Genomic DNA, 23244 nt, shown 5'->3' on the forward strand with positions numbered 1-23244 from the left:
ATTGCTTGAATCGATTTTGCTATATCGATGCGAAGCGCAGGGCGTTCGCATGGCGTGCCTTATGCGTGGCCTCTTTGCGTCTATGTATGGCCTCTTTGCGTCTATGTATATTGAGCAATCGACATTCCAAATACGGCATGGACATTGCGCGCCGCATAAGTCTTAAAACATCGACGGAGACATCAATCATGAAGCTCTATTTCTCACCCGGCGCATGCAGTCTGGCCGATCACATCGCGCTGCACGAAGCGGATATGAAGTTCGATCGCGTGCGCGTCGATCTGAAGAATAAGGTTACCGAAACGGGCCAGAAGTTCGACGAAATCAATCCGAAGAGTTACGTGCCCGTACTCGAAATGGATGATGGCCGGCGTCTCACCGAGAACATCGCGATTCTCGCGTGGATTGCAAAGCAGCAGCCCGCACTCGCGCCCGCCGATGACAAGGACGGCACGCAATTGCTCGAAATGCTCGCGTTCATTTCCACCGAGATTCACAAGCAGTTCGCGCGCGTGTTCAAGGCATCGTCGGATGCGGAGGGCGCGTCGGGTCGCGAGAAAATCGGCGCACGTTTCGCGCTGATCGAAAAGATGATGAAGGGCGAGTACCTCTTCGGCAATTCCATGAGCGTGGCCGATGCGTATCTCTTCACCATGCTCACGTGGGCGAGGACGCTGGGTATCGACATTCCCGCGAAGTTGCAGGCGTTCTATGAGCGCGTGCGTGCGCGGCCGGCCGTGAAGCTGGCGTTCGAACACGAAGGGCTGGAATGATGCGTTGAAAGCGCTATTCGCCGCGTTGTTGCTGATGGTCGCGCCGGTGGTATCGAGCGCGCAGGAGCAGCGCGTCGACTTTGCGAGCCTGCCGTTCGATCACGCGATTCGCGTCGTACATGGCGATGGCGCGCGTCGTATCGCCGTGTTCGAAGATCCGTATTGTCCGTTTTGCCGCAAGCTCGAAAGCGAACTCAGCGTGATCGATAACGTCACGATCTTCGTCTTCCTTTTTCCGATTCTCACGCCGCAATCCGCGCCGATGTCCAACGCAATCTGGTGCGCACCGGATCGCGCGCAGGCGTGGCGCGCGTGGATGAGCGAGCATCGCGCGCCCGCTTCGATAAACCCCTGCGCAAACACGCCCATCGCTGATAACCTCGCGTTGGCGAAGCGCCTCGGCGTGCGCATCACACCGACGATTGTGTTCGCGGACGGCGCGCTGGTGACCGGCGCGCTGCCGCTGGACGATCTCGAAGCAATTCTCGACGGCGCGCATCCGTAAGTCGCTTGAGTGCCGCATTTTCTGTCACAAACGCGCAATAGCATGACCATTTTGTTGGACTCAACGAAATGGTCATGGACACGCGCGCATATCTCTCGCCAACGCTCGTTTTGCTGGCGCTGAACTGGAACGAAGGCGCCACGCGCGCCGACTTTCTTGGCTTCGCGATCAAGCGCGCGCCCGGCTTCTGGTCGGCGGACGGCAAGCATCGCGAGCCGGAAAGCTGGCTGCCGAACCGGCTCACGTTCAAAGGTCCGGTCGAAGCGAATCATCCCGATGCGCCCAGCAACGTCGCGCCGATCCAGAAGTTCATGTGGTGGGATGCGCGTATCGACGAACCGGATCGTGAGCAGTCGTTCACGTACACGGCGTATCCGGTGGTCGGCAGCGCGGACGCCCCGCAATTGCTGGATGCGCAGAAGGCGCAGGTGAAGATCACGTTGCCTGCGCATATCGAAGATGGCATTGGCACGTGGTTCAATCGCGCGGTGGTCAGCTCGCAGGCGTTCACGCGCAAAGTCAAGTCGATGGGACTCGATCCGAACAAGACGCCGCCCGCCGATCAGGCGCTGATTCTGCGCACGTGGCTCGCCAACGATCTCGAACAGAGCTTCGCCGCCGCACTCGATGGCGCGGCGCACGCGGCATCGGCGATTTACCATCTCACCGATGAACTGTGGGTCATTCCCGCATTGAAACACTTCGGTAAGCTGAATAATCCGCAGGCGAGCGCGATCGTGTACGACTCGCATCCTGACGATGCATCGAAAAAATCGCCCAATCAGCCCGCCGTCGATGCACTCGGCAAGCTGCTGACGTTCTATCCGCGCCGCGCGACGAACATCATGCATGACAAGTTCATCGTCACGGATACGCCGAAAAGCCGAGGCAAGCCCGCGCGCCTGCTGACCGGTTCGGCCAACTTCACGACCGAAGGGCTGACGGAACAGGCGAATCTGCTGCATCTGCTGGACTCGCCGGAACTCGCGCAGCACTACAGCGATCGCGCGCACGCCATCTCGACCGATCCGGCGATGGCCGCCACGCGCAAGCTATGGAACGGCTGGAGCGATCCCGTGAAAGTAGGCAGCGCGACCATCCGCGCGACGTTTTCGCCGGAACCGAATGGCCAGCGCACGCAGATCGACACTATCGTCGATGCAATAGGAAACGCTCAGCATTCCGTATTGTTTTGCCTGTTCTCACCAACCGACCAACCCTTGCGCGACGCGTGCTTCTCCGCAGGCGACAAAGGCCTGATGATGTTCGGCCTTGTCAACGCGATCTCCGCGCGCGCAGCGAAAACCGGCGAAGACAAACAGGCTGCGGGCGGCACCTTGAACGCGACCGAACTCACCGCTGTCGAGTTGTATCACCGCAGCAAGGACAATCGCGATGTGGTCGATGGCAAGTACTTTTCCAGCGCGACCGTGCCGGAAGGTTTCGATGTCGAAATGCAGCTGTTTCCCGGCGAAAAGCGGCCACCGTTTCCCCCGGTCATCATCCATCACAAGTTTCTCGTGATCGATGCGGAAGGCGAGAACCCGATCGTCTATTCGGGATCGGCGAATATGAGCAACAACTCCGAGCACAACAACGACGAGAATCTGCTGGAAATCAGGGACAAACGCGTCGCGGCCATCTATCTGGCGGAGTTTTTACGGCTGTACGAGCACTATCGTGCGCGCGCGATCGCGATCGAAACGCATGGCAAGAAGCGGCCGATATTGAAGCTGCAAGCGAAGCGGCACTGGGCCGATAAATATTATGTCGATGGCAGTCCGGAAGCGAAGGCGCGCGTGGCGCTCGCGGGACAGCCCGATGCTAACGCCCGAATCCCGGTCGCTCCATTACCAGTTGCAGCCGATGCGCCTGATCCAGATGAAACGTATAAGCAGGACGCGCGCGCACCAGAAGCACTTTGAGATCGGGACTGCCCGCCGTGCGGATAAAGCCATCGACCGATCGCACCAGTTGGCCGAGAAATTCGACTTCGCGATCGAGATAGGCCTGGTCGAAGTTGTATTCGTCGGCGTCGTTGAGCATGGTGAGATCGCGGCGCGTTTGCCGCGTGATGGAATCGCTGAGATCGCTGCGCGCAGCGCTCGCGCCGGTCCGTTGCAGCATGGCGGCGGCTTCCTGATTCACCTGACGGTGTTCATCCACCATGCGCGCGGCGAAGGCCTGCACGCTTTTCGATTGCGACTTGCGCAAGGCGATCTGCCCGGCGGCGATTTCCGCATCGTTCGCCACCAGCAGGATGCCGACAATCTGCGCGTCCGAGAAACGCGCGTCCTGTCCGAACGCGGCGCTCATCGCCGCTGTGAACAGCAGCAGCCATATCGCCGCAAAACGCTTGATTTTCACATCCGGCCCCAGGTCGATTCAACGCATGACCCGAGGATACCAACTCGCTTTCAGTCGCGCGCGGCGCACCGCAAACTGCGCGTCTCCAGCGTGGTGACGGCGCGCTGCAACGCGCGTTCCGCATTGCGGCCCAGTTCGATAAAGCGGCAACCGATCACCGTGCGGCGCTCGCCCGTCGGCGTGAGTTGCTGACGCGGCGCGACCACTTCGAGATCCACCGTCACCGCGCCGAGCGCCCGCATATCGATGGTTACATCGCGCCAGATGCCACCGCGCGCAATCTCCGTGAAGCGCGAATCGGTGGTGCACAAGGCCACGCCGCCCAGCGATATGTCCTGCAACTCGAAGCGGAAGGCATCGCCCTGTTCGTCGTTGCCGGTGGCGAGAAACGGATCGGATAGCGGCGTTTCAACGCGATAGTACTCGCGGCGCTGCACGTAGTAGAGGAGTGACGGAAACGGCGCTTCGAAGGCGGGCCTGCCTTCGAACGACGTGGTCAACGCACGTTCCGTCACAAACTCGGTCCGGATGCCCGACGGCTGACTGCGGAAAATCAGATGATCGGCCGTGGCGAGCGCGGCGTTATTGGCGCGCGCGCTGCCCAGATCGAACACGAAGGTGGCGCGGCGCGAATCGACATCGAGCACTTGCGTGACGATTTGCCGGTCGTCGAATTCGACCGTCAGGAAATCGCGGCGCGACGCGAGTCCGCGCAGGCAAAGTGCAATCTGCAACGGATGACGAAGCGCAAAGCGATCGTCGATGGCGGGCGTAACGGGGCGGGCGGTCTGGAGGAGGTCGGCGATCATGTTGCGTATTTTTATCGGGTTGTCGGGCGCGGCTGTGCACACATTTATGCAGGAGCTGTGCCAATGGCGCGGAGCCTTATCGGACGGGGCTTAGAAGCATCTTGAGCGATGCTCCCGGCGGCTTCGTAACGTTACGTTCCGCGTGTCGTTACGGGTGCGGGGAACGCACGAGACGATGACCGCCGCGAGACGGTTCGACTGTGGCGGAAATTTGCAAATCCGATGCCCAACGCAGTGCCGCAGCCTGTAAAGTTCGGACGCCGTAAAAATTGCCTGATAGTGGCTGATGGCTTCGGCGCTTCAGCATCGACAAAAAAATACAAAGACATGTTCACCAACCTGCTCAAGGCCTTGTTCGGCGCGCGTCAGCCGTCCGATCTGGCCCGTGCCGCGCAATCCGACTGGGAAGACTGGCTGCGGCCCATCCGCGCCGACGCGCCCGCCGGCGACGATCCCGGTTATGACGACGACTTCCAGTCGATCAAGGAAGAAGTCGCCAGGCTCTCGAATATCGACGACGCGCGCATTATCGAGATAGCGGAGAAGTTGCTGCGCCAGCGCGCGAAAGACGTGCGCGTGGCCGTGTACTACGTCTATGGGCGCATGCGGCGCGACGGCGCGGAAGGCGTGGCGTCGGGCTTCGAAATGCTTTCCGCGCTGGTGGACCGCTTCGGCGAAGCGCTGCTGCCCGCGCGCGCCGTCTCGCGCCGCGCCGCCTTCGAATGGCTGTGCGGCAGCACCTTCGCCGATCGGCTCGACGGCGTGCAGGGGCTGAATGGCGCGCTGCTCGAACGCGCGCTGTCCGCGCTCGCGCTGATCGACGAGCGCGTGGCGTCGTGGCCCGAAGCGGAGCGGCCCGCGCTGGCGCCGCTGTTTCGGCGCTTCGAAGGACGCGTTGAATCGCCGTCTGCGGCAAGCGATGGATCGGCGGCGCGCGGTGAGACGCTGGCCGTGGCGCAAATGCCGGATGCGTCGAAGGTATCGTCAGATCAGGAATTGCTCGATCGCGCGCGGCAGATGGCGAAGTATCTGCGTTCGCAGTCGCAGGGTTATCTGGCGGCGTATCGGCTGATGCGCTGCGTGCGATGGGACACGCGCACCGAACTGCCGCCCTTCGACGCCAGCGGCCAGACCCGCGTGCTGCCGCCGCGTGCCGAAGTGCGCGCCGATCTCAAGCGCCTGCTATTGCAAAAGCAATGGTTCGAATTGCTCGACAAGATCGAGCTTGCGTTTGCCGAAGGCGCGAATCACCTGTGGCTCGACCTTCAGTACTACGCCTTCGTCGCGCAGGAACAGGCGGGCGGCGAGTACGCGCAGGTGCGCGAAACCGTCGCCACCGACTGCGCGCTGATGCTCGAACGTCTGCCGGGACTCGAACGTCTGCATTTCTCCGACGGCTCGCCTTTTGCCGACGACACAACGCTCGAATGGATCGCCCGTTACGCGACGGTGCGCGATATCGAACGGGGCGATGCCGCCGCGCCCGTCACGGTGCCCGCCGCCGCAAACGACTGGGCCGAAACGGAAGCGCAGGCCAACGATCTGGTCGCGCAGCAAGGTCTGGACGCGGCGCTCGCGTGGCTGCAACGCCTGCCCGCGCAGGACGCCGCCGCCATGCCGGGCGGCGAGCGCGAACGCTTTGTGCGCCAGCTCGTGATGGCGCGCGTCTGCGAACGCGCCGATCGTCCCGACACCGCCACCCATCTCTTGTCGATGCTCGACGCCGAAGCGCAGCGCTTTCAACTGGCGCGCTGGGAGCCGTCGCTGGCTTTCGATGTGAAGCAGCAACTGCTGCGCATCCTGAAGCTGCGGCTGAATCGGAAAGATGCGGATCGCGCTGCGATTGGCGCGCGCATCGACACGCTCGCCGCCGATCTCACCGCGATCGATCCGGCACGCGCGCTGGCGCTGACCTGACTCGACACATCGCGACATTCATCCTCAAGCAGGACAAGCTTATGCAATCGAATATTCATCGTCTTGGCGCGGCCGTTTCGCTCGCGCTGGCGCTCGCCGGATGCGGCGCATGGCAGGCGACCAGGGACAGCACCGTCGGCGCGGCCGAATGGCTTTTCACCACGCAGGTGAAAACCATGAACATCGATCTCGATGCGCGCGCGGCCGTCAACGAAACCAGTTCGGGCCTGCCGCTTTCCACGATCGTGCGGCTGTATCAGTTGAAGGACTCGAAGACCTTCGCGCAACTGGAATACGTGCAGTTGCAAAACGACGATCTCGACTTGTTGAAGGCCGATCTGGTCGCCACCAAGGACGTGGTGATGCGTCCCGGTTCCAGCGCCAGCGTCAGCGAGCCGATGCAAAAGGACGCCGAATATGTCGGCGTGGTCGCGTTTTTTCGCTCACCGACCAGCAAGGGCGTGTGGAAACTGCTGATTCCGAAAAAGCAGTGGAAGGACACCGATCCCGTGCAGATCAAGGTGCAAAACAACGTGCTGACGATGGTCGGCGCGAACCCGAAACCCGTTAAGCACGATGCGCCTCAGCAGTCGGTGCCCGCGCTGGCGGCGTCGGCGGCATCGGCGGCGTCCGCTGTTTCGGGCGCGACGGCAGCGGCGAAGGCTGCATCGCAAGGGCTCAGTTCAGCGGCCAATTCTCTCTCCGGCGCCAAAGCAAGCGCCGCCAGCATTCTCCCCAAGTAAGCAAGGAAGCGTATGAAAAAAATCCTCTCCCTCACCGCCTGCGCACTGTCGCTATCGATGCTCGCCGCCTGCGCCACGCATCCGGATCGCAGCCAGGAAGAAGCGCTGAATCAGCAAGTGGGTATCGAAGTGACGCAGATCAGCGAGGGCGTGCAGGTTCGCCTGCCGGATCGCGTGCTGTTCGACTTCGATCAGTCGAACCTGCGCGCGGATGCCAGCCCCGCGCTGCAACGCGCCGTGGTGCTGCTCAAGCGCAGCAAGAAGGCGGTGATCGTTGAAGGCCATACCGACAACACCGGCACGCACGACTACAACCTCGCGCTCTCCAACGCACGCGCGGAAACGGTCGCGAACGCGCTGGAAACGCGCGGGATCGCTCAGGCGCGCGTCACGACCAAGGGCTTCGCGTATGACCGGCCCGTCGCCAGCAACGACACGCCGGCCGGTCAGGCGAAGAATCGCCGGACCGAGATCGTGGTGACCGGCGAATCGCTGGATGCGATCATGGGTAAAACTAAGCGATAAGCAGCGCCAGAGGTGCATTTTCGGGTGTGCGATCGTCTGACCGATACGCATCGCGCACCCGCTCCTCCACCGCGTTCCGATCGATCTTGCCCTGCTCCGTCAGCGGCACGCGTTTCATCGATATGATCCGCATCGCGCCGGAGACGAGTCCGCCGAAGGCCGCATCCACGGCGCGGCGGCATCGGCCGAGATCGACGCGCCGGTCGCCCCACGGTTCCACCGCCACGTTCCACGTCAGCGCGCCAATTCCCGTACGCGATGCAAACGCCACCGCGTAACGCACATCCGCCAGCCCGCACAGCACTTCTTCGATCTGCACCGGCCCGATCACGCGCCCGCCTATTTCCACCACGTCCGCCGCGCGCCCGAGCACATGCAGAAAGCCTTGCTCGTCGATCAAACCGACATCGCCGGTCATACACCAGCCGTCGCTGAACTTGTGCGCCGATTCGAGCGGCTGATGGTAATAGCCCTGCGCCACCGCCGCCGATTTCACTTCGATCAGCCCATGCTCGCGCACCCGCGCCAGCGTCCCGCCCACGCGCCGGATACGCACCTCGACGCCCGCACGCACGCGGCCGGCTGTATCGAGCAGACGGACGTTATGCACATAGTCCGATGGCTTCAGCATGCTCACCAGTCCCGCTTCGCTCGCGCCGTAGGTGTGCGTGAGAATCGGGCCGAAGCGCTCGATCGCGCGCCGCCGCAGGATCGCGGGCGCGTCGCCGCCGATATGCGTGATGGCGCGCAGCGATGACACGTCGCGCGTGCGGGCATCGGCATAGTCCATCAGGTCGAACAACTGCGGCTCGGCGAGAAACAGGTCCGTGATGCGCTCGGCTTCGATCGCGGCCAGCGTGAGCGCGGCATCGTAACGAGATTGCAGGACGATGCTGCCGCCGCCGATCAGCGTCGCATCCACCAACACTTGCGAGAGATACGCGAGCGGCCCGTTAATCAGGCGGCGCATGCCGTCGCAACGCGGCCCGCTGACCAACGCCGTATAGCGCGCGAACGAGCGGCGGCTGCCCTTCGGCACGCCCGTCGTCCCGCCCGATGAGGCAATCACCGCGAGATCGTCGGCGTGCGCGCGGCAGGCGATTGGCGTATCCGGCTGGATCGCGGCGAGATGATCCAGACGCGGCGCGCCCTCGCTCTTGCCGATATAAACCGTGCGCACATTCACCGTGCGCGGCACCAGATGCGCGGTTTCGCCGAACACGACCAGCAGCGTCGGCGATATCCGTTCGAGCAGCGCCGCGCGCCGGTCCGCCATCGCGGGCGCGGGCAGATACATCGCGGCCGCGCCGAGCAGATTGGCCGCGTAACGCACGGCGAGCGCATCGGGATGATTCGGCGCGAACAGCGCAACCAGCGCACCGCGCCCGATGCCCAGCGACGACAGCGCGCGCGCATAGCAATAAATCAGGCGGCGCAGCGTGTCGCCGCTGATGGTCGTGTTCCGATAACGCAGCACGGGCTGCGCGCCGTGGGCTTGAAGTTCGTCGAGCAAAACATCGATATAGGTCGGTTTCATCATCGCTCCTTGCGTGGCAGGCTTTGCCGTCGAACGCATCTTGCACGCGCAGAATGAGCGAAAAATGAGCGCGGGTCGTAGGGTCTCTGAGCACGCACAGATAAGAATGGTTATCATTGAGTCACCCGAGTACGCAGGCAGTCGGTCGACGCAAAGGGCGCTAGTTTTTCAGGAGCCTTCGCCATGCAGACGTGCTACTTACTCGCGGTTCCTTCTGTTTCTGCCGCCGATCCCACGCTGCCGCTGTGGGAATCGCTGATGCGGCAAGCCGTCGCCGATGAGCGCGCCGGTCAACTATCGCTGGCGCGCGCGGGTTACGAGCGGGCGCTGGCCATCGCGCTGCGCTTGCTCGACGCGCCGCCGCCCGGCCGTGCGGAGGACTGTCTCGCGGCTCTGGTCGTATCGCACCACAATCTCGCCGATCTGCTCGCCGATTCAAGCGATTCCAATGATCGCAACGCCGCCGCGCGCCATCTCTGCCACGCCCACGAAACGCTGATCGCGCTGCATACGAGCATCGCGCGGCCGGTTTCGTTGCGTCAGGCCGCCTTGCGACATAGCCGCGAGACGCATATGGCGCTGGTTCGGCACGTGGCGCGGCATGGACCCCATCCGCTTATCGCACGCACGCTGGATGCAGCGTGCATGACGCTTCACGCCGATTCATCGGCGCGGCATTAACCCGTCCTCTACAGGAGAATCACAATGCCTTACACGCTCCCCGCACTCCCCTACGCTTACGATGCACTCGAACCGAATATCGATGCACGCACGATGGAAGTTCACTATACGAAGCATCATCAGACGTACGTGAACAATCTGAACGCCGCGCTGGAAGGATCGGAGCATCAGAATCTGCCGGTCGAAAAGCTGATCGCGCAAATTGATTCGTTACCCGAAGCAATTAAAACGCCCGTGCGCAACAACGGCGGCGGCCATGCGAATCACAGCCTGTTCTGGACCGTAATGTCGCCCGATGGCGGCGGCAAACCGGATGGCGATATCGCCCGTGGAATCGACAAGGATCTCGGCGGTTTCGATGCCTTCAAGGACGCCTTTACCAAAGCCGCGTTGACGCGCTTCGGCAGCGGCTGGGCGTGGCTTTCTGTCGATAAAAACGGCAAGCTGGCGATCGAAAGCAGCGGCAATCAGGACAGTCCGCTGATGCCCGGCATCGCATCCGGCAACACGCCCGTGCTCGGTCTCGACGTGTGGGAGCATGCGTACTATCTGAAGTATGAAAACCGCCGGCCCGAATATATCGCGGCGTTCTTCAATGTCATCAACTGGAAGGAAGTGGCGCGGCGTTATGAAGAAGCGTTGAAAGGCTGATTGTTCGATACAAACGTACAGTTGCATCATGCAACTGTACGTGCTAAAACGAAGTCATGTACAGAAAACGCTTCGACGATATGAACTGCTCGATCGCTCGCGCCCTCGATGAGGTCGGCGAGTGGTGGTCCTTGCTGATCGTGCGCGAATGCACGCAGGGCACGACCCGTTTCGACGAGTTCCAAAGCACGCTCGGCATCGCGCGCAATGTGTTGACATCGCGGCTCGCGCGGCTGACTGAATTGGGCATTATCGAGCGCTATCCGCTGGAAGATCGCGCGAATACGGATGGATATCGTCTGACGAAGAAGGGGCGCGACTTGTTTCCCGTGCTGATCGCGCTGATGCAATGGGGCGATCGCTGGCTCACCAAAACCGGCAAAGCGCCCGTCGCCCTGGTCGATGATGAAAACGGCCATCGTATCGAACCTGTTGTAGTCCGAAGCAAAGACGGCCGCGCCTTATCGTTCGACGATGTGCGATTCGCGCCGGGACCGGGCGCGACTTCCGCGACGCGCGAAGTGATCGCGCATCGCAATGGGCGGGTGCTCGGCGATTCGTAACGTTCAGACGGAACGCATCAATCCGCCATCTACACGAAGGTTCTGTCCCGTGATGTAGCCTGCGCCCGCGGAGGCCAAAAACGCCACCGTCGCGGCGATTTCATCGCTGGTGCCGTAGCGCTGCATCGGCACGCTGTCGCGGCGTTCGTCGGTCGCGGGCAGACTGTCGATCCAACCTGGCAATACGTTATTCATGCGCACGTTATGCGGCGCGTAATGATCCGCGAACAGCTTGGTGAAAGCGGCCAGTCCCGCACGAAACACGGCTGAAGTCGGGAACATCGCGCTTGGCTCGAAGGCCCACGCCGTCGAAATATTGATGATCGCGCCGCCGCCCTGCTTCTGCATATGCGGCGCGACAAGCCGCGTCGGACGAATCACGTTGAGCAGATACACGTCCATGCCCTGATGCCATTGTTCATCGCTCAATTCGAGCACGGGCGCGCGCGGACCGTGACCGGCGCTATTCACCAGCACGTCGATACGTCCCCACTGCGCTAGCGCCTGATCCACCAGCTTGCCGATATCTTCGTTCGATTGATTCGAACCCGTCACGCCGATACCGCCCAACTCCGCCGCCAACGCCTCGCCCTTGCCCGACGACGACAGCACGCCGACCTTGTAGCCGTCCGCCGCGAGCTTGCGCGCCGATGCCGCGCCCATGCCCGAACCGCCCGCCGTGATAAGCGCAACTTTTTCTGTGGTCATTTATGATCCTCCGGTGACGTTTGCCTGTGAACTGAATTCACTAGAGTATCAAATGACCTCGATCGACGCGCTAGACATCCTTTCCGCCGACGAAACATCGGCGTGCCTGCCCGCTTCCGTGCTTGCCATGCTGCACGGCACCGATATCACCGTGTTTCGCGTTCCCGACGATGCCTCCGACACCGCCGCATGCAGCGAGCGCTACGGCATCGAACTGGACGATTGCGCGAACACCATCGTCGTGCGCTTCAAGCGCGACGGCGCGGAGCATTATGCGGCGATCGTATCGCTGGCTTCGCGCAGGCTCGATGTGAATGGCGCGGTCAAACGCGAGCTGAACGCGCAGCGCATTTCGTTTGCATCGCGTGAAATCGCAACGGAATTGACCGGCATGGAATACGGCGGCATCACCGGATTCGGCTTGCCGGAATCGTGGCGCGTGCTGGTTGAAGCATCGGTGATGACGCGCGAAAGCATCGTGATGGGCGCGGGAATTCGCGAGGCGAAGCTGTTGTTGTCGCCGCAGCGTTTGCTGGCCGTGCCGAATGTGACGGTGGCTGCGCTCGTGATCTAGCGAGCCTGTCTTCGATTCAGGCTCAACACGACGAGAAAGCCGATAAACATCAGCACGCCGCCTGCAACGAGGCTCGCACCGATCGCCGTTCGATACGCCGCCTCGATCTGCACACGCTGCGTCGCACTGATGCCCGCGATGGCCGACATGCCGTGTTCGAGCATCGCTTGCGTATCGAACGATGCAGGCATGTCCGACATCTCGCGCTTCAGCACGAACGCCATGATGCCGCCCGATAGCGCCACGCCAAGCGATGCGCCTAGCGACCGCACGAACGCCATCGTCGCGGTGGCGGAACCAAGCACGTTTTCAGGCACCGAGTTTTGGACGATTACCGTCGCGTTCGGCATGCCGATACCCATGCCCGCGCCGAGCACGGCCATTGCGAAGAGAAACCACGGCACGCTCGCGCCGATATGCGCCAGCACCGCAAGCAACACCAATCCCGCGCATTCGAGACCCACGCCGATCGACAGCAAGACAACAATGCGTCGTAATCCTACGGAAAATCGTCCGCCCGTCACGGAGGTGATCATCATCATCGCGACTTGCGGCAGCATCATCGCACCGGATTGTTCGGGCGTTTCACCGAGCACGAGCTGATAGTAAAGCGGCATGAATACCAGCGAGCCCATCATCGCAAAGGCCATGATGCCGGACGCGGATACGCACGTTGCGTAAGGCACATTGCGAAACAGCTTCAGATCGATGACCGGCTCCTGCGCCTTGCGTTCCACCATCAGCAAGGCCGCGAAGCACGCGACGGCAAGCACCAGCAAAGCCGTCATGCGCATGCCCGACATAAACGCCGCCGTGCCCGAATTGAACAGCAACAACAACGCCGATGTGCCGATACACACGAGCACCGCGCCCGCATAATCGATCGCGTGTTGGCTGCCGCGCGCGACCTTCGGTAACGACGCCAGCACCAGCGCAAGCGACACCGCGCCGATCGGCAAGTTGATGTAGAAGACCCATCGCCACGATGCGTGACTCGTGATGAAGCCGCCGAGCAACGGCCCGGCCACACTGCTCACCCCGAATGCGCCGGTAAAAAGCCCTTGATAACGGCCGCGTTCGCGCATCGGCACAATGCTGCCGACGAGCGTTTGCGACATCGTCATCAGGCCGCCTGCGCCCAGCCCTTGCAAGGCACGAAAGCCGATCAATGCGGTCATCGATTGCGCCGCGCCACATAAGGCCGATGCCGCGAGAAACACGCCGATGCTGATCGCGAAGAACGGCTTGCGCCCGTACATATCCGAGAGCTTGCCGTAGAGCGGCGCGCTCACAGTCGATGTCAGCATGAACGCGGTGACGACCCATGTGAGGTGATTCAAACCGCCGAGTTCGCCCGCAATAACAGGCAGCGCCGTCGATACGATGCTCTGATCGAGCGCGGCGAGAATCATCGCGAGAATCAGGCCGGTGAAGACGCGGCGTCGCTGATTGAGTGGAATGGAAGACATCGTCGAGGTGCGTGTAATCGAACCGCGATGATAGCGGCATGACCGCAATTCGCGCTGAACGCGTGTTCACATTCGTAATCGCTGGTAAGCCTTGCTTACACATCCTCACGCCATTTAACGGAGTCATTGCGTAAAGTCCCCGCATCGACTGGCTGGCACTGCGCTTGCAACCAACCTGGTCATCTCAACGTCACAGAGGGTGAATATGAAGAAGAGCCGAATCGTCGCTGCGCTGTTGTGCGCGAGTATGGGACTGGCTGCTACGGCATCGTTCGCGCAGCCTGCGCCGGGTGGTCCGGATCAGTATCACGGCGATCAGCGTGGCCCGGGCGATCAACACGGTCCCAACGATCACGGCGGCCCCGGTCCGCAAGGCCACGGTCCCGCGATGAACATGAACGATCATCAACCGCCGCACGGCCCGGATCATGCCGATAACGGTCCGCATCATCCGGACTGGCGCAAGGGTCAGCGTCTGTCGAACGATTATCGCGATCATCAATACGTCGTGGATGATTGGCACGATCACGGTCTGCGTCAGCCGCCGCGCGGTTATCAGTGGGTCGGTGTGGGCGGGGATTATCTGCTGGTGGCGGTTGCGTCCGGCATCATCTCGCAGGTCATTTTCTCGCAGTAATCCTGACGATTTTCCCTTGCGCGGCTTCGTGTTCTTTGAGCACGTTGCCGCGCAGATAAACATCTTGTAGCGACCAAGGCACGCTCATGCCATCGAATGGTGTGTAGCGTGCCTTTGAACGTTGGTCCTCGTTGCGAGCGGTGGTCTTGCCTTCGGGATCGAGCAGCAGCAAGTCTGCATCGAAGCCGGGCGCGAGCAGGCCTTTGCTTGCGCCCAAGCCGAAGCGTTGCGCAGGGTGATAAGCGCATAACGTCGCGACATTGCGCAGGTCCAAGTGCCCTGCTTTCACCAGACTCAGCATCGCTGCGAGAAAGGTTTGCACGCCGGGCATGCCGCTGGGTACATCGCGGAAGTCGTCGTAATGTGCGGCCTTTTCTGCGTACGCGTGCGGTGCGTGATCCGTCACGATCATATCGATCAAGCCTTCTTTCACGGCGGCGATCATTGCATCGCGATCTTCCTTCGCTCGCAGCGGCGGCAACGCTTTGAAGAAGTTACGGCGCTCGTCATAAGCGTCTTCGGTCAGCAATAGCGCTTGCGGTGTGGTTTCGATCGTTACATCGGCAAGATCGCGCAAGCGTCGCCATGTCTGCATTCCAAGCATCGAATTGCCCTGTCGCACATGCACGCGCGTGCCCGTCGATGCCGCCGCAAGCACCGCATTCGCAATGCCCGCCGCTTCGGCCACGGGCGGACGGCTGGCGAGCAGCGCATCGAGTCCTGCGCGGCCTGTGAGCGTCTGTGGCGCGCTTTGCAAGGCGTGGTCGCCGGGTGAGATGCAGGCGAGCGTATCGAACGGTTTGAGCGCCTTGAGCGAGTTCACCAGTCGCAACTGCGTGTCATGTCGATACGCCTCCGGCACGCCCGCCATGAACATCTCGAACGACACGGGATCGAGCGCGCGAATTTCATCGAGCGATGCGTGATCGCACAGCTTCGCCACCTGAAATCCGACATCAACGTGAATACGGCCGCGCGCAATCGCCATCTTTTCGCGCAAGTCCTGCGCGGTGGTGGTGATGGGCGAATCGGTCGGCATATCGAGCAGCGTAGTCACGCCGCCGAGCGCCGCCGCCAGCGTGCCCGACGCAAAGTCTTCCTTGTGCGTGTAGCCAGGATCGCAGAGATGGACGTGGGTATCGACCAATCCGGGAAGGATGACGAGGCCGTGAACATTGCGCGTAGTGCGGCTTTCGGCGGGCGTATTTGGTGTGAGCAGCGCAGCGATTTTGCCGTCGATGATGGTGAGATCGGCATGGCGCTCGCCGTGGGCATCGACGAGGAACGCGCCGCGTAACAGGAGGTCGAACATAATCTTTCAGTTAAGCTTAGTAAGTTGATCGCGGGTGATGTCGGCTAGCGTTGCAGCGCCCATCCAGGCGCAAATCGCCTGCAATTCGCCGATAAGACCGCGCAACAATTCATTCACCGCCGCTTCGCCGCCCGCTGCGAGCGCATGCACCACGGGCCGTACGATGATCGACAATTGCGCGCCGAGTACACGCGCCGCGACGATATCCGCCGCATGACGCAGACCGCCATCGACGAGCAGCGTGGCTTCCGATTCGTGCATGCGCTCCAGTACGTCGGATACGGGTGCCCATCGATACGACTGCCGCACGCCGATATTCGACACCATCACGCCATCGCAGCCTGCGAGGTGACATGCGCGGGCATCGGCGGGATGCATGACGCCCTTTACAACGAGGCGCATGCCGAGCGCATGAACAGCGTCGAGTAACGTGTGGAGTTCGCTCATACTCCACGATGGAAACGCCGGTAGTTTCGCCACGCCTTCACTTGCACCGATCGTCGCCCAGCCGCGCTGCGCGACGTGCGCGGTCACATCGACACCGCCCGGATGCAATCCCGGCACCGGATGCACAGGCGCAAGCACGGTCAGCACGATGCCCTGACAACCCACGCTTGCAGCATGTTCCACAAGACGTACCGCACGCTCAATCGGACCGGCTGCACGCAATTGCAGCCAGCAATTCACGCCGGTCGCGGCGATATCCGCTAGCGGCGTCACGGCTTCTTCGGACACGAACAACGGCAGGCCAAGCGATGCACACACGCGCGCAATCGCGCCCACGCCCGCTTCGCCAAACAGCCGATCCGCCGCAAACGCGCCCACGCCGAACGGCGCGGCATATTCGCTGCCGAACAACTTGCACGATACATCGACGCCCGCGTGACCTTGCAACACGCGCGGCACCAATCGATATCGCGACCACGCGAGTTCATTGGGATCGACATCGCCCGCGTTCATATCGTGCGGACGGCCGCACAGATAGCCGTACAACTCATCGCCCAGCGCCGCGCGCGATGCTTCGCGGAAGTCTTTCATCGCACGGTCTCCAGCTCGGGCGTATCGTTCGGGTGACGCAAAAACGCCGCAAATTCAGGGGTTTTTGGTGCGCGCACGATATCCGGTGTGCCCTGTTCGATGATGCGTCCATCGTGCAGAAACACGATCCGATCCGCCACGCTCGCCGCGAAGTTGATATCGTGCGTGGACAGCAACATGGTGATGCCGGTCTGCGCAAGACGTCGAATGGTTTCATCCACTTCGCCGACGAGCTCGGGATCGAGCGCGGACGTGGGTTCATCGAAGAGAATCACGCGCGGGTCGCTGGCCAATGCACGCGCGATACCCACGCGTTGTTGCTGACCACCCGACAATTCATGCGGCATATGATCCGCAAAGTCCTTCAGTCCCACTTTGACAAGCGCAATGCGCGCCCGGCGCGATGCTTCCAGACGCGGCGCATCCTGCACACGCAGCGGAATGACGGCGGCGTTATCGACTGCACTCAGGTGATCGAACAACGCGAAGTTCTGAAATACCATGCCAATACGCGCATCCGCACGCGCTTTCGGCAAGCGACGACGCGGCATGGGCGCGCCGCTTTCGGTATTTGTCAGTGAACGTCCTTCGATGCGAATGGTGCCTGAATCGAGCGGATTGAGCGCGAGAATAGTCTTGAGCAAGGTGCTCTTACCCGAGCCGGACTTGCCGAGCAGCGCTACCACCTCACCCGGTCTGACGGACAACGAAACATCTTTCAAGACTTGCTTGCTGCCGTAACTCACGCGCACTTTTTCAATTTCGAGTTGCAGCACGCCGGGTGTACCACTTGTCTCATGCGGCGCCATGCGTGAAACCGGACCCGAATCGTCGAGGAAGGCTTCTGAAAAATGCTTGCCGCGCGCACGCCGTCCCGTGCCGACATGTCGTTCGCACCAGTTCTGAATCCCCGCGATAATCGCCGACAACACGATATACATCACGCCCGACGCGAGCAGCACCGGCAAGAACTCGAAGTTTTGCGAAACGATCGTCTGACTGCGCAAAGTCAGCTCACTCACACCCACCACCGATGCAAGCGATGTCGATTTGAGCAGGCCAACCGCTTCGTTTCCAAGCGCAGGAATAATCGCACGCAAGCCTTGCGGCACGACCAAATGCCCCAGTTCCGTCAACGCAGAAAAGCCAAACGCCTGCGCCGCAATGCGCTGATCGCGATTCACCGAACGAATGCCGCCACGTATGATTTCCGCACAAAACGCGGTCTCGTTGATGGTCAGCGCCAGCAGCGCACTCATGAACGGCGCGAGTGTGATCCCCGCCTGCGGCAGCACGTTGAACAGCAAAATGAGTTGCAGCAGTTGTGGCGTGCCGCGTATCACATAGATATACGCGCGCACCGGATAGCGCAGCCACGCATGGCGCGAATCCGCTGCGAGCGCGAGCACGAAGCCGATCAGCAGGCCGCCTGCAAGCGCGCCGAACAACAGCCCGAGCGCAGTGATACAGCCTTGCAGCAGATACGGAAAAGTCAGGTAATGCAGGAAGTTTTGCATGGCGGCTTGTTTCGGTGAATCGGTCTTGCTTCTGTTGCCTCAGGCGATTGCGGATGCCGCGAAGGCATCCGCATACACGGTTACTCCGCGTCGCTCGCAGCGCGTTGCGAGGCTGCGTCTTGCCCCCACTTGTCCAGCAGCGATTTCTCGATGCCCTTGTCCTGAATCACCTTCATCGAAGCGAGCACTGCGCCGCGCAGCGTGGTGTTCTCCTTCGCGATCGGGAAGCCGTTGAGAATCGGCAAATCGACTGTGAAGCCGCTTTCGAGATTCGGCACGGATGCGGCGAGCGCCTTGGCATCGGAATGGGCGGTGAGGTAAATATCGGCGCGGCCGCTCAGCACGGCTTGAACGCTCGCGTCGGTGGCTTGCAAGAGCAGCAAGCCGACTTCGGGCTTGTTCTGCGCCTTGCACTTCTCCGTGACTTGCGGCACGAGCGTGACTGCTTCATACGTGCCCGCCGCAGCCGCAACCGTTGCGCCGCAGAGCGAATCGAGCGAAGTCAGCTTTTTCGGATTGCCCTTCTTGATGACCGATCCATCGATCACCGCAAACGACGACACGAACGCAACCTGCTTGCGGCGCACATCGGTCACATAGAGGCTCGGGCCCATATCGAAGCGCTTGCCGGTAATACCCGTCAACAACACGTTGAACGCGACGTTCTGATACTCGTGCGTATAACCGAGACATGCGCCCATATAAGCGATCAAATCGGGATCGAGACCTTCGATCTTCGAAGGATCATCCTTGGCGGGCGCTTCGAAACCGGCGGTATAACCGCCCAGACCAATCTTAAGATGCGATCCGACGATCGACGGATATTGCTTGCGCAGCGCCACGCATTCGGCGCTCTTGCCGAACGATTCATAGCTCGGCAGATTCGCGGCTTGTGCCGGAGCCGAAGCCAAGGCGAACAGCGCAGAGGCGACAGTCGCCAGCGTGATGATTGCGGAACGGAACATAGTGAACTCCACTCAATTAGTTAGGATATCGGATAGATTCGATCAGATGCTTCGTCGGCCAGAGCGTATCGCCGTGAACGATCGCCATCACGCGCGGCGTGAAGCTCGCGTGATCGAAGGGATCGCGGGTGGCGTCGATGCCCGGTACTTCGCTATGAGGCAATGCTTCGTTCGATACCAGCGCCACAGCCCAATCGGTCGGGTCCTGTCCGAACAGCATCGCCGGTCGGCTCGATGCGCGGCCGAGCACCGCATGCGCGGGCACGTCGAGCGAATCGGCCAGAGTCAGCAGCGCGGGCAGGAAGTGATCCTGCGATTGCAGGCCCGGTCCGCTGGTCGAACCGCGCGCGACATGGTCGGTCGCGATCAGATCGATTTCATTGAAGCGGGCCAGCAGCGCATGGCGCGTGAGATCGTCTGGAATGGCGGGACGTACGACCAGCGATGCACGCCGCGCCGCTTCCACGGACAAAAGATATTGCGGAGAACTAGCGATCCAGCGCGATACATCGAGTGCCGGATCGCCGTGCATCGCGTCGAGATCGGCGGCGCTGGCCGCGTGGCGGAACACCACGGCGCTTTGACGTTCGGCGGCTTGTTTCAGCACGGATTGCGGATCGGCGGTAAAGACGACCGGCAGCCAGCCCGCGTCCCACACCGCATCCAGATTGCGCTGGAAATGCGGCTCGCGGCCGTACAGTTTGCAGGCGCGCAAGAGCGTGCCGTCCCCTGTGGGTACGTGCGGCGCAAACGTTTCGAACCACGAAGCGAAGCCCGACGTATCCTGATCCGGCATCACCGATAGCAGCAGGCGCACGCGTGGTATCACGCTGTCCTTCGCCATGCGCAAGAGTGCAGCGGCATCCTCGGGATCGGCCATACGCTGCCAGCCGATACTCGCATTGAGCCGCGCCACGCCGCCCGCCAGCGCGATCTCGCGATCGTGCTCGTCGAGGCGGGCATCGCGCAGGGCGAGCAGCGTATCGGCATCGTAAAGCGCGGGATGCACCTGCCAGCGCGATGCGTCCAGCGTCTTCACTTGCGCCGGCAGCGAACGCGGCACGCGAAACACGCGCCGCGCACCGAGCAATCCCGCGCTGTCGTTCAAATTTTCGATGACGATCTGCATACTGTTCTGTGCTGCTTCAAGGTTCGATTAGAACGCACCAAAATCGCGCGCACACGTCGCCAAAATTCGAATCAAAAACATCAGAACTTGTGACGCATGCCTACAACAGCGAGCACCTGCTTGCTGTTCGACGATGCGTTGTTGTAATCGCCCACGTTTGCGGTGGCCGCGACCACCGACTTGCCATCGGCGGACAGCGTCGAACCGTTGGCCTTCGTGTAGCCCGCAATCGCGTACAAATCGGTGCGCTTGGAGAGGAAGTAATCCACGCCCGCCGAGAACTGGTTGTAGTTCGCCGACTGCGCGCCGCTCGCCTTCGTGTAGCCGTAGTTGACCGCGGCCATCAGCGCGGGCGTGAACTGATACGAGAGATACGCGCTCGCCACGTTGAACTTCTGCGTGTCGTTGAAGACTGCGGTCGGCGTGTAGGTCTTGTATTGCGAGTTCGAATAACGCGCGCCCACGGTGAACTTGTTGAACGCATACGATGCCGCCGCGTGAATGGTCTGGAACGAACCGGGCGCTGCGCCATAGCCCGCGTTCACGAGGCTGCCGTCGTTGATAAAGCCGCCCGACGATGCGTTCGCCAGCGTGTCGTTCTTCGTGTACAGATAACCGCCCGCGAGGTTCAGCGGACCGTTCGTGTAGGCCAGCGCCGCGCCCATGCTGCCGCCGCTCGACACGCTGCCTGCGGTGCCGCCGAGGCCGTACATCGCTTCGAATTGCAGGCCGGCGAAAACCGGGCTCGTGTACTTGATCGAGTTATTGACGCGGATGCTGTTGTCGTTGTTATCGACGTCGCCAGGCGAGGTGAAGAACGCGCCGAACACGCCGTCGCCGGTGATGCCTTGCACGAGATCGACGGTCGGGTCGTATTGACGGCCCATCGTCAGCGTGCCGAAACGCGTATCGCTTAGGCCTACGTATGCTTTGCGGCCGAACATGCGCCCGCCCTGACCGAGCTTGCCGGTGGAAAGATCGTAGCCGTTTTCGAGGTTGAACAATGCGGAGAGACCGCCGCCGAGGTCTTCCGTGCCGCGCAGGCCGAAGCGGCTGCCTGACATGGTGCCGCTCGCCGCCGCCCATTGCGCGCCGCCGCCGACGTTATTGCCATAGGTGATGCCTTCATCGGCGACGCCGTACAGCGTGACCGCGCTTTGTGCGAACGCCTGCGATGCAGAGACAGCGAGCATCGAAGCGAATAACGGCAGGGCGAGACGTTTCATGTTTCGGTTTCCTTTTGATGGGCTTATCGATGAGTTTTTTGATGAGCTTTCGTTGAGCGTGTGGGCTGTCAGTCGAGGCCATCATAGGAAGGCGAAAAAACGCCAACAAACGAGATTTTCGCGCGCTTTCGATGAGATGAAGTCATACATCGACGCATGAGGCGATCTCATGCGCGGCGCTTAATTTATTCGTTTGTCATGCACGAATACGCGATCTAAGGTGCGTCTATTTGAAGGGTTTTGACGCTCATGGACATACTGCTTGCGGTCGGAACCGCGCAAGCTTCTCAGTGGATGAATGCGGTCGTTCACGTCTTGCCGCATGCGCGTGTGCGCGCGTGGACTTCAGGCGATAAAGCCCACGCGGATTACGTGCTTTTCTGGAAATGCGATGCAGCCGCCTTAGTCCCGCGCGATGGCCTCAAGGCCATATTCAATCTCGGCGCAGGCGTGGATGCGTTGATTCCGCTGCTGCGCACCGCTTCATGCGATGCACCGGTGTATCGGCTGGAGGATGCAGGCATGGCGCAACAAATGGCCGATTACGCGCGATACGGCGTGCTGCATCATATGCGGCGTTTCGAGGACTATCGTCGGCAGGCGGCAGCGTGTGAATGGCGCGCGCTGAATGCGTTGCATCGGCGAGCAATGCCGGTTGGTGTGATGGGACTCGGGCGTTTGGGCGAACATGTTGCGCGCACGCTGACTGCTGATGGTTTTATCGTGCGTGGATATAGCCGCTCGAAAAAACACATTGAAGGTGTAGAAACGTTTGCGCGGAATGATGGCATCGACCGGTTTCTGGATGGCCTTCACGTCTTGATCGACTTACTTCCTGCCACCGAAGATACGCGCAACATACTCAACATGCGAACGTTTGCGCGTCTCGCTGATGGCGCGTGTCTTATCAATCTCGCGCGCGGCATGCATGTGAATGAGGACGACCTGCTCGAAGCGCTCGATACCGGTAAACTAGGCTTCGCCATGCTCGATGTCTTCGCGCACGAGCCGCTGCTAACAGCGCATCCGTTCTGGCGGCATCCGCGTGTGATGGTCACGCCGCATATCTCCGCTGCAACGCTGATCGATGAATCCGCGCGACAGGTGGCGGAAAAAATTGCAGCGCTCGAAGAAGGCCGCACGGTTACCGGCCTTGTCGATATGCAACGCGGTTATTGATGCGTGGTGAGCCAATCGAAGACCCGTTCGTTGAAAACGTGCGGGGCTTCGAAATACGCGGAATGGCCTGCATCGGCAATTTCCAGATACTCCGCGTGCTGCATCAAACGTTGCACGGCTTCGATTTCCTGCGGCGGAAACAGCACGTCTTCCACGCCTGCTACGAATAATATGGGCACGCCACAAGCATCGAGTTCATCGAGCGATGTCATGGGTTGCTCGCCGCGCAAGGTGCGCACGTTGGTATCGTTGAAGCTGGCGAGCGCGGTGTACAGGTACGACATGGCAGGCTGCGCACGCGTGAACGTCGGGCCGAGCACGCGTTCGAGTTGCGATAAATCCGCTGTATTTGCAGCGATTTCACGCATGCGTGCGTTGAGTTCGTCGGGCAGCGTCAGGCCAACCAAGGTATCGGCAAG

24 protein-coding genes are annotated in these 23244 nt (G+C 61.3%); 12 read left to right on the forward strand and 12 right to left on the reverse strand.

What is annotated here, in order from left to right; translation table 11 throughout:
• Positions 1 to 188: 188 nt before the first annotated feature.
• The 3 genes from P7F28_RS27630 (at position 189) to P7F28_RS27640 (ending at position 3203) form a co-directional block, all read left to right on the forward strand.
• Positions 189 to 773: a glutathione binding-like protein gene (locus tag P7F28_RS27630; protein WP_277188033.1), complete on the forward strand. Its 585-nt coding sequence runs from the start codon at positions 189 to 191 to the stop codon at positions 771 to 773.
• 4 nt (positions 774 to 777) lie between these two features.
• Entirely contained in the window at positions 778 to 1278 is a 501-nt protein-coding gene (locus tag P7F28_RS27635) for a DsbC family protein (RefSeq protein ID WP_277188034.1), read from the forward strand.
• A gap of 68 nt (positions 1279 to 1346) precedes the next feature.
• The gene (locus tag P7F28_RS27640; RefSeq protein ID WP_277188035.1) at positions 1347 to 3203 is read left to right on the forward strand and encodes a phospholipase D-like domain-containing protein; all 1857 of its coding nucleotides are present in this window, start codon (positions 1347 to 1349) and stop codon (positions 3201 to 3203) included.
• Here the strand turns inward: P7F28_RS27640 and P7F28_RS27645 are convergent.
• Together P7F28_RS27645 and P7F28_RS27650 are read right to left on the reverse strand one after the other, a co-directional pair.
• Entirely contained in the window at positions 3103 to 3645 is a 543-nt protein-coding gene (locus P7F28_RS27645; protein ID WP_277188036.1) for a DUF4142 domain-containing protein, read from the reverse strand. The two genes, P7F28_RS27640 and P7F28_RS27645, sit on opposite strands and share 101 nt — an antisense overlap.
• A gap of 50 nt (positions 3646 to 3695) precedes the next feature.
• On the reverse strand, positions 3696 to 4454 hold the full coding sequence (locus P7F28_RS27650) for a flagellar brake protein (protein ID WP_277188037.1): 759 nt from the start codon (positions 4452 to 4454) through the stop codon (positions 3696 to 3698).
• A 327-nt stretch (positions 4455 to 4781) separates the two neighbouring features.
• Here P7F28_RS27650 and tssA point away from each other — a divergent pair, with 327 nt between their 5' ends.
• Genes tssA through P7F28_RS27665 form a run of 3 tightly spaced genes read left to right on the forward strand, consistent with a single transcriptional unit; the run spans position 4782 to position 7639 of the window.
• The gene (tssA, locus tag P7F28_RS27655) at positions 4782 to 6371 is read left to right on the forward strand and encodes a type VI secretion system protein TssA (protein ID WP_277188038.1); all 1590 of its coding nucleotides are present in this window, start codon (positions 4782 to 4784) and stop codon (positions 6369 to 6371) included.
• A gap of 41 nt (positions 6372 to 6412) precedes the next feature.
• Positions 6413 to 7114, forward strand: a complete 702-nt coding sequence (tssJ, locus tag P7F28_RS27660) for a type VI secretion system lipoprotein TssJ (RefSeq protein WP_277188039.1) — start codon at positions 6413 to 6415, stop codon at positions 7112 to 7114.
• A gap of 12 nt (positions 7115 to 7126) precedes the next feature.
• Entirely contained in the window at positions 7127 to 7639 is a 513-nt protein-coding gene (locus tag P7F28_RS27665) for an OmpA family protein (RefSeq protein WP_277188040.1), read from the forward strand.
• On the opposite strand, the gene P7F28_RS27670 is transcribed toward P7F28_RS27665, so the two are convergent.
• Positions 7629 to 9179, reverse strand: a complete 1551-nt coding sequence (locus P7F28_RS27670) for a class I adenylate-forming enzyme family protein (RefSeq protein ID WP_277188041.1) — start codon at positions 9177 to 9179, stop codon at positions 7629 to 7631. The two genes, P7F28_RS27665 and P7F28_RS27670, sit on opposite strands and share 11 nt — an antisense overlap.
• 180 nt (positions 9180 to 9359) lie before the next feature.
• Between P7F28_RS27670 and P7F28_RS27675 the strand changes: the two genes are divergently transcribed.
• Genes P7F28_RS27675 through P7F28_RS27685 form a run of 3 tightly spaced genes read left to right on the forward strand, consistent with a single transcriptional unit; the run spans position 9360 to position 11071 of the window.
• Entirely contained in the window at positions 9360 to 9857 is a 498-nt protein-coding gene (locus P7F28_RS27675) for a hypothetical protein (RefSeq protein ID WP_277188042.1), read from the forward strand.
• Positions 9858 to 9881: 24 nt separating this feature from the next.
• Entirely contained in the window at positions 9882 to 10508 is a 627-nt protein-coding gene (locus P7F28_RS27680; protein WP_277188043.1) for a superoxide dismutase, read from the forward strand.
• A 56-nt stretch (positions 10509 to 10564) separates the two neighbouring features.
• The gene (locus tag P7F28_RS27685) at positions 10565 to 11071 is read left to right on the forward strand and encodes a helix-turn-helix domain-containing protein (protein WP_277188044.1); all 507 of its coding nucleotides are present in this window, start codon (positions 10565 to 10567) and stop codon (positions 11069 to 11071) included.
• Between the two features lie 3 nt (positions 11072 to 11074).
• Here P7F28_RS27685 and P7F28_RS27690 read toward each other — a convergent pair whose 3' ends face one another.
• A complete protein-coding gene (locus P7F28_RS27690; RefSeq protein WP_277188045.1) occupies positions 11075 to 11779 on the reverse strand; it encodes an SDR family oxidoreductase in 705 nt (234 codons plus the stop codon).
• A 52-nt stretch (positions 11780 to 11831) separates the two neighbouring features.
• Here P7F28_RS27690 and P7F28_RS27695 point away from each other — a divergent pair, with 52 nt between their 5' ends.
• Positions 11832 to 12353 carry a YbaK/EbsC family protein gene (locus P7F28_RS27695; protein WP_277188046.1) on the forward strand — a complete coding sequence of 174 codons (522 nt, stop codon included), beginning with the start codon at positions 11832 to 11834 and terminating at the stop codon, positions 12351 to 12353.
• On the opposite strand, the gene P7F28_RS27700 is transcribed toward P7F28_RS27695, so the two are convergent.
• Positions 12350 to 13822 carry an MDR family MFS transporter gene (locus tag P7F28_RS27700; RefSeq protein ID WP_277188047.1) on the reverse strand — a complete coding sequence of 491 codons (1473 nt, stop codon included), beginning with the start codon at positions 13820 to 13822 and terminating at the stop codon, positions 12350 to 12352. The genes P7F28_RS27695 and P7F28_RS27700 overlap by 4 nt on opposite strands.
• Positions 13823 to 14027: 205 nt before the next feature.
• Between P7F28_RS27700 and P7F28_RS27705 the strand changes: the two genes are divergently transcribed.
• The gene (locus P7F28_RS27705) at positions 14028 to 14459 is read left to right on the forward strand and encodes an RcnB family protein (protein ID WP_277188048.1); all 432 of its coding nucleotides are present in this window, start codon (positions 14028 to 14030) and stop codon (positions 14457 to 14459) included.
• Here P7F28_RS27705 and P7F28_RS27710 read toward each other — a convergent pair.
• From P7F28_RS27710 to P7F28_RS27735, 6 genes are all read right to left on the reverse strand, one after another.
• Complete coding sequence (locus tag P7F28_RS27710) at positions 14443 to 15771, reverse strand: dihydroorotase family protein (protein WP_277188049.1); 1329 nt, start codon at positions 15769 to 15771, stop codon at positions 14443 to 14445. The genes P7F28_RS27705 and P7F28_RS27710 overlap by 17 nt on opposite strands.
• Before the next feature lie 6 nt (positions 15772 to 15777).
• Positions 15778 to 16809 carry an alpha-hydroxy acid oxidase gene (locus P7F28_RS27715; protein ID WP_277188050.1) on the reverse strand — a complete coding sequence of 344 codons (1032 nt, stop codon included), beginning with the start codon at positions 16807 to 16809 and terminating at the stop codon, positions 15778 to 15780.
• Complete coding sequence (locus P7F28_RS27720) at positions 16806 to 18326, reverse strand: amino acid ABC transporter permease/ATP-binding protein (RefSeq protein WP_277188051.1); 1521 nt, start codon at positions 18324 to 18326, stop codon at positions 16806 to 16808. The genes P7F28_RS27715 and P7F28_RS27720 overlap by 4 nt, the downstream gene beginning before the upstream one ends.
• An 80-nt stretch (positions 18327 to 18406) precedes the next feature.
• Entirely contained in the window at positions 18407 to 19291 is an 885-nt protein-coding gene (locus tag P7F28_RS27725; RefSeq protein WP_277188052.1) for a transporter substrate-binding domain-containing protein, read from the reverse strand.
• Between the two features lie 16 nt (positions 19292 to 19307).
• Positions 19308 to 20420 (reverse strand): hypothetical protein, encoded by a 1113-nt coding sequence (locus P7F28_RS27730; RefSeq protein ID WP_277188053.1) that lies wholly within the window; start codon positions 20418 to 20420, stop codon positions 19308 to 19310.
• Between the two features lie 80 nt (positions 20421 to 20500).
• Complete coding sequence (locus tag P7F28_RS27735) at positions 20501 to 21646, reverse strand: porin (protein WP_277188054.1); 1146 nt, start codon at positions 21644 to 21646, stop codon at positions 20501 to 20503.
• 249 nt (positions 21647 to 21895) lie between these two features.
• Between P7F28_RS27735 and P7F28_RS27740 the strand changes: the two genes are divergently transcribed.
• The gene (locus P7F28_RS27740) at positions 21896 to 22825 is read left to right on the forward strand and encodes a glyoxylate/hydroxypyruvate reductase A (protein WP_277188055.1); all 930 of its coding nucleotides are present in this window, start codon (positions 21896 to 21898) and stop codon (positions 22823 to 22825) included.
• On the opposite strand, the gene P7F28_RS27745 is transcribed toward P7F28_RS27740, so the two are convergent.
• Positions 22819 to 23244: alpha/beta hydrolase (locus P7F28_RS27745; protein WP_277188056.1), on the reverse strand; the 426-nt coding region annotated here is incomplete at its 5' end. The two genes, P7F28_RS27740 and P7F28_RS27745, sit on opposite strands and share 7 nt — an antisense overlap.

It is taken from the genome of Caballeronia sp. BR00000012568055 (assembly GCF_029439455.1).
Classification (GTDB): domain Bacteria; phylum Pseudomonadota; class Gammaproteobacteria; order Burkholderiales; family Burkholderiaceae; genus Caballeronia.

Coding starts and splice junctions, on each gene's coding strand:
- P7F28_RS27630 (WP_277188033.1), top strand. CDS start 189: ATGAAGCTCTATTTCTCACCCGGCGCATGCAGTCTGGCCGATCACATC.
- P7F28_RS27640 (WP_277188035.1), top strand. CDS start 1,347: ATGGTCATGGACACGCGCGCATATCTCTCGCCAACGCTCGTTTTGCTG.
- P7F28_RS27650 (WP_277188037.1), bottom strand. CDS start 4,454: ATGATCGCCGACCTCCTCCAGACCGCCCGCCCCGTTACGCCCGCCATC.
- tssA (WP_277188038.1), top strand. CDS start 4,782: ATGTTCACCAACCTGCTCAAGGCCTTGTTCGGCGCGCGTCAGCCGTCC.
- tssJ (WP_277188039.1), top strand. CDS start 6,413: ATGCAATCGAATATTCATCGTCTTGGCGCGGCCGTTTCGCTCGCGCTG.
- P7F28_RS27665 (WP_277188040.1), top strand. CDS start 7,127: ATGAAAAAAATCCTCTCCCTCACCGCCTGCGCACTGTCGCTATCGATG.
- P7F28_RS27670 (WP_277188041.1), bottom strand. CDS start 9,179: ATGATGAAACCGACCTATATCGATGTTTTGCTCGACGAACTTCAAGCC.
- P7F28_RS27675 (WP_277188042.1), top strand. CDS start 9,360: ATGCAGACGTGCTACTTACTCGCGGTTCCTTCTGTTTCTGCCGCCGAT.
- P7F28_RS27680 (WP_277188043.1), top strand. CDS start 9,882: ATGCCTTACACGCTCCCCGCACTCCCCTACGCTTACGATGCACTCGAA.
- P7F28_RS27685 (WP_277188044.1), top strand. CDS start 10,565: ATGTACAGAAAACGCTTCGACGATATGAACTGCTCGATCGCTCGCGCC.
- P7F28_RS27690 (WP_277188045.1), bottom strand. CDS start 11,779: ATGACCACAGAAAAAGTTGCGCTTATCACGGCGGGCGGTTCGGGCATG.
- P7F28_RS27695 (WP_277188046.1), top strand. CDS start 11,832: ATGACCTCGATCGACGCGCTAGACATCCTTTCCGCCGACGAAACATCG.
- P7F28_RS27700 (WP_277188047.1), bottom strand. CDS start 13,822: ATGTCTTCCATTCCACTCAATCAGCGACGCCGCGTCTTCACCGGCCTG.
- P7F28_RS27705 (WP_277188048.1), top strand. CDS start 14,028: ATGAAGAAGAGCCGAATCGTCGCTGCGCTGTTGTGCGCGAGTATGGGA.
- P7F28_RS27710 (WP_277188049.1), bottom strand. CDS start 15,771: ATGTTCGACCTCCTGTTACGCGGCGCGTTCCTCGTCGATGCCCACGGC.
- P7F28_RS27715 (WP_277188050.1), bottom strand. CDS start 16,809: ATGAAAGACTTCCGCGAAGCATCGCGCGCGGCGCTGGGCGATGAGTTG.
- P7F28_RS27720 (WP_277188051.1), bottom strand. CDS start 18,326: ATGCAAAACTTCCTGCATTACCTGACTTTTCCGTATCTGCTGCAAGGC.
- P7F28_RS27725 (WP_277188052.1), bottom strand. CDS start 19,291: ATGTTCCGTTCCGCAATCATCACGCTGGCGACTGTCGCCTCTGCGCTG.
- P7F28_RS27730 (WP_277188053.1), bottom strand. CDS start 20,420: ATGCAGATCGTCATCGAAAATTTGAACGACAGCGCGGGATTGCTCGGT.
- P7F28_RS27735 (WP_277188054.1), bottom strand. CDS start 21,646: ATGAAACGTCTCGCCCTGCCGTTATTCGCTTCGATGCTCGCTGTCTCT.
- P7F28_RS27740 (WP_277188055.1), top strand. CDS start 21,896: ATGGACATACTGCTTGCGGTCGGAACCGCGCAAGCTTCTCAGTGGATG.